This is a genomic window from Serratia plymuthica NBRC 102599, assembly GCF_001590925.1.
Taxonomy (GTDB): Bacteria; Pseudomonadota; Gammaproteobacteria; order Enterobacterales; family Enterobacteriaceae; genus Serratia; species Serratia plymuthica.
Map to the genome: position 1 here is coordinate 1 of NZ_BCTU01000006.1, position 5122 is coordinate 5122.

A 5122-nucleotide genomic window follows, 5' to 3' on the forward strand; every position below is an offset into this window, starting at 1 on the left:
AAGCCCTCCCTCACCGCCATCTTTCTAAAGAAAAAGCCTGAACGCAAGTTCAGGCTTTTTGTGTCTGCAATCCGCCTCAGTGTGCGCGACTAGCGGCGATATGCGGCTGCATCACGGCGCGGCGCCAGTCGCCCGGAGTCTGGCCGAATTGGCGTTTAAAACTGCGATTGAAGGATTGCTGCGAGTCAAAGCCGAGTGATATCGCCACGCTGACGATAGGCTCGCCGCTGTTGGCCAGGCGCTCTGCGGAAACTTTCAGTTTCTGCATGCGGATATACTCCCCCAACGCGTAGCCGGTCTGGCGTTTGAACATGCGCTGCAGGTGCCATTTGGAATACCCCGCGCGGTCCGCCACGGTGTTGATATCCAGCTTCTCTTCCAGATTGTTGTCAATCCACTCAATCAAATCGGTAATAAAACCCGTGCTGTTCATGCTGACGCTCCCATGACATTGGCAGGTAAATCCGCTGCCCGATGTCACTACGTTGCAGCAGTTTCGCATTAAATGCAATTTTTATTATTGCATTTACTCGACAGGCGCTTCTATAATCCATCCGGTTAATGTAACCGATATTAATACATTAATGTGACAACAATGTGTTTCAAAAACTAACGTTGTGCCGATGAACGACGCAACCGCTCTGCCGCCGGTCACAGGCCAGGGACGTTACCCGGATAACAGGGCCGGGTGTATGGCCTGACCGCGCTCACCCATGGAATAAAAATAATGCCAAGCCAGCCAAACTCATTGTTTAACGCTCACAGCATCGGTTTCAGCGCGCGCCTTTCAGCGGTAGCGCTGCTGGTCGCCCTGCTTGCTGGTTGCGACAACAGCGTCGCTCAAAATGCAGCTCCCCCGCCACCGGCCGTCAGCGCCGCTAACGTGGTGATAAAACCCATCAGCCAGTGGGATGCCTTTAACGGCCGGATCGAAGCGGTGCAAAGCGTTCAGCTACGCCCGCGGGTTTCCGGCTATATCGATAAGGTGAATTACACCGAAGGCGATGAGGTGAAAAAAGGCCAGGTGCTGTTCACCATCGACGATCGCACCTACCGCGCCGCTCGCGAACAGGCGCAAGCCGAGCTGGTGCGGGCACGTAATCAGGCGGCGTTGGCCCGCAGTGAATCCAGTCGTACCGAAAAACTGATCGGCACCCAGGCGATCTCGACCGAGGTCTGGGAACAGCGCCGCTCCTCCGCCGCACAGGCACAGAGCAACGTGCTGGCGGCCCAGGCCCAGCTCGATATCGCGCAGTTGAATCTCGATTTTACTCGCGTGACCGCGCCGATCGACGGGCGTGCCAGCCGCGCCATGATCACCGCAGGTAACCTGGTCACCAGCGGGGACAGCGCCAGCGTGCTCACTACGCTGGTGTCGCTCGATAAAGTTTATGTTTATTTCGACGTCGATGAAGCCACTTTCCTGCGTTACCAGAACATGGCACGCGATGGCCAACGCAGCCAGGATCCGCAGGCGAAGTTACCGGTCAAGGTCGGCCTGGTGGGTGAAGACGGCTACCCGCATCAGGGCGTTGTCGATTTCACCGATAACCAGTTGAATGCCGGCACCGGCACCATTCGCATGCGCGCCCAGCTCGAAAACCACGAGCGCCGCTTCACTCCTGGGCTGTTTGCACGGGTGCAGATGCCCGGCAGCGCCGAGTTCAACGCCATGCTGATCGACGATAAATCGGTGATGACCGATCAGGACCGCAAATTCGTTTATGTCGTCGACAAGGACGGCAAGGCGCAGCGGCGCGATATCGAGGTGGGCCGCGTGGCAGATGGATTGCGCATCGTGCAGAAAGGCCTGTCGGCGGGCGATCGGGTGATCGTCGACGGCATGCAGAAAGTGTTTATGTCAGGGATGCCGGTCAATGCGAAAACCGTCGTGATGGCAGCCAACGCTCCCGTTTCCGCAGTCAACTAAGCCACCAGCAGAGAACCCTGACCCATGGATTTTTCCCGCTTTTTCATCGACCGGCCGATTTTTGCCGCGGTGCTGTCGATCCTGATTTTCGTCGGTGGCGTTATTGCGATTCCGCTATTGCCGATCAGCGAATACCCGGACGTAGTGCCCCCAAGCGTGCAAGTGCGCGCCCAATACCCAGGCGCCAACCCGAAAGAGATTGCCGAAACGGTGGCTACGCCGCTGGAAGAGGCAATCAACGGCGTCGAACACATGATGTACATGAAATCGGTGGCCGGCTCTGACGGCGTGCTGGTAACCACCGTGACCTTCCGCCCGGGAACCGATCCCGATCAGGCGCAGGTGCAGGTGCAAAACCGCGTGGCACAAGCCGAGGCGCGCCTGCCTGAAGACGTGCGCCGCCAAGGGGTAACCACGCAGAAGCAGTCCCCGGCCCTGACGCTGGTGGTGCATCTGGTTTCCCCTTCCGGTAAATACGATTCACTGTATCTGCGTAACTACGCCACCCTGAAGGTCAAAGATGAGCTGGCCCGCCTGCCGGGCGTCGGCCAGGTGCAGATTTTCGGCGCCGGTGAATACGCCATGCGCGTCTGGCTGGATCCGAATAAGGTCGCCTCGCGCGGGCTGACCGCTTCTGACGTGGTCACCGCCATGCAGGAGCAGAACGTGCAGGTTTCCGCCGGCCAACTGGGCGCAGAACCGATGCCGAACAGCAGCGATTATCTGCTTTCCATTAACGCCCAGGGCCGCCTGCAAACCGAGGAAGAGTTCGGCAATATTATCCTCAAGAGCGGCGACAACGGCGAGATAGTACGCCTGCGCGACGTGGCGCGCATTGAAATGGGGTCCGGCAGCTATGCGTTGCGCGCCCAACTCAATAATAAGGATGCCGTCGGGATCGGTATTTTCCAGGCGCCTGGCGCTAACGCCATCGAGCTGTCCGATGCGGTACGGGCCAAAATGGCCGAACTGTCGACCCGCTTCCCGGATGGCATGAGCTGGAAATCGCCGTACGACCCAACGGTGTTCGTCCGCGATTCGATCCGCGCGGTGGTAGATACCCTGCTCGAAGCGGTGCTGCTGGTGGTGCTGGTAGTGATCCTGTTCCTGCAAACCTGGCGTGCCTCGATCATCCCGCTGCTGGCGGTGCCTATTTCCATCGTCGGTACCTTCGCCGCGCTGTACCTGCTGGGCTTCTCGCTCAATACGCTCAGCCTGTTCGGGCTGGTGCTGGCGATCGGTATCGTGGTCGATGACGCCATCGTGGTGGTGGAAAACGTCGAACGTAATATCGAGGAAGGTTTATCGCCGCTGGCGGCGGCGCACCAGGCGATGCGCGAAGTGTCCGGGCCGATCATCGCCATCGCGGTGGTGCTGTGCGCGGTGTTCGTGCCGATGGCATTTTTGTCCGGCGTCACCGGCCAGTTTTATAAGCAGTTCGCCGTCACCATCGCCATTTCGACCGTGATTTCGGCCATCAACTCGCTGACCCTGTCGCCGGCGCTGGCGGCATTGCTGCTGAAACCGCACGGCGCGCCGAAGGACATGCCATCGCGCCTGATCGACCGGCTGTTCGGTTGGTTGTTCCGTCCGTTCAACCGCTTCTTTGCCAGCAGCTCACAGCGCTATCAGCGCGGGGTTTCCCGTGCGCTCGGCAAACGCGGCGCGGTGTTCGTGGTGTACGTGCTGTTGTTGTGCGCCGCGGGCGTAATGTTTAAAACCGTGCCTGGCGGATTTATCCCGACGCAGGATAAGCTTTATCTGATTGGCGGGGTGAAAATGCCGGAGGGTGCGTCGCTGGAGCGTACCGATGCGGTGATCCGTAAAATGAGCGCCATCGGTCTGAGCGTCGACGGGGTGACTGACGCGGTAGCCTTCCCGGGGCTGAATGCATTGCAATTTACCAATACGCCCAATACCGGCACCGTGTTCTTCGCGCTTGAATCTTTAAGCACCCGCACTCGCAGCGCGGCGCAGATCAACGCCGAGATCAATGCGCGCATCTCGCAGATTCAGGAAGGGTTCGCCTTCTCGATCATGCCGCCGCCAATCCTCGGTATCGGACAGGGTTCCGGATATTCGCTGTATGTCCAGGATCGCGCTGGCCTCGGATATGGCGCACTGCAAACCGCGATCAATACCCTGTCGGGCAGCATCATGCAAACGCCGGGCATGAGTTTCCCGATCTCGTCTTATCAGGCCAACGTGCCGCAGCTGGAAGCGAAAATCGACCGCGACAAGGCCAAGGCGCAGGGCGTGCCGCTCAACGCGCTGTTCGGTACGCTGCAGACTTATTTGGGTTCGTCTTACATCAATGACTTCAACCGCTATGGCCGCACCTGGCAAGTCATCGCGCAGGCCGACGGTCAATTCCGCGACAGCGTGGAGGATATCGCCAACCTGCGCACCCGCAACGATAAGGGTGAAATGGTGCCGATTGGCAGCATGGTCAACATCAGTACCACCTACGGGCCAGACCCGGTGATCCGTTATAACGGCTTCCCGGCGGCGGACCTGATTGGCGATGCCGATCCGCGCATCCTGTCGTCTACGCAGGCCATGAGCGAACTGACGGCGATGGCCGCCAAGCTGTTGCCGAACGGCATGAACATCCAGTGGACCGATCTGAGCTACCAGCAGTCGACCCAGGGCAATGCGGCGATTATCGTGTTCCCGGTAGCCGTGCTGCTGGCGTTCCTGGCGCTGGCCGCGCTGTACGAAAGCTGGACGCTGCCGCTGGCGGTGATCCTCATCGTACCGATGACCATGTTGTCGGCGCTGTTTGGCGTCTGGCTGACCGGCGGTGACAACAACGTGTTCGTGCAGGTGGGGCTGGTGGTGTTGATGGGGCTGGCCTGTAAGAACGCCATTTTGATCGTCGAGTTCGCCCGCGAGCTTGAGTTGCAGGGCAAAAGCATTATGGAAGCGGCGCTGGAAGCCTGCCGCCTGCGGTTACGGCCGATCGTAATGACCTCCATCGCCTTTATTGCCGGTACTATCCCGTTGATTCTGGGTCACGGCGCCGGCGCCGAAGTGCGCGGAGTGACCGGTATCACGGTGTTTGCCGGCATGCTGGGCGTGACGTTGTTCGGGTTATTCCTGACGCCGGTGTTCTACGTTACCCTGCGCCGTATGGTGACGCGTAAAGCACAGCAGCAAACGGCATAAAAGTTCGCCTGCCCGCCGTGGCAG

The 5122-nt window shown here is 59.4% G+C and carries 3 protein-coding genes; 2 read left to right on the top strand and 1 reads right to left on the bottom strand.

The features are described from left to right. Positions 1 to 76: 76 nt before the first annotated feature. Positions 77 to 433, bottom strand: a complete 357-nt coding sequence (locus SPL01S_RS04675; protein WP_006324729.1) for a helix-turn-helix domain-containing protein — start codon at positions 431 to 433, stop codon at positions 77 to 79. A gap of 294 nt (positions 434 to 727) precedes the next feature. Here SPL01S_RS04675 and SPL01S_RS04680 point away from each other — a divergent pair, with 294 nt between their 5' ends. Then, positions 728 to 1930 (top strand): efflux RND transporter periplasmic adaptor subunit, encoded by a 1203-nt coding sequence (locus tag SPL01S_RS04680; protein WP_063197895.1) that lies wholly within the window; start codon positions 728 to 730, stop codon positions 1928 to 1930. 24 nt (positions 1931 to 1954) lie between these two features. Beyond that, on the top strand, positions 1955 to 5098 hold the full coding sequence (gene sdeB, locus SPL01S_RS04685; RefSeq protein ID WP_063197898.1) for a multidrug efflux RND transporter permease subunit SdeB: 3144 nt from the start codon (positions 1955 to 1957) through the stop codon (positions 5096 to 5098). The last annotated feature ends 24 nt before the right edge of the window (positions 5099 to 5122 follow it).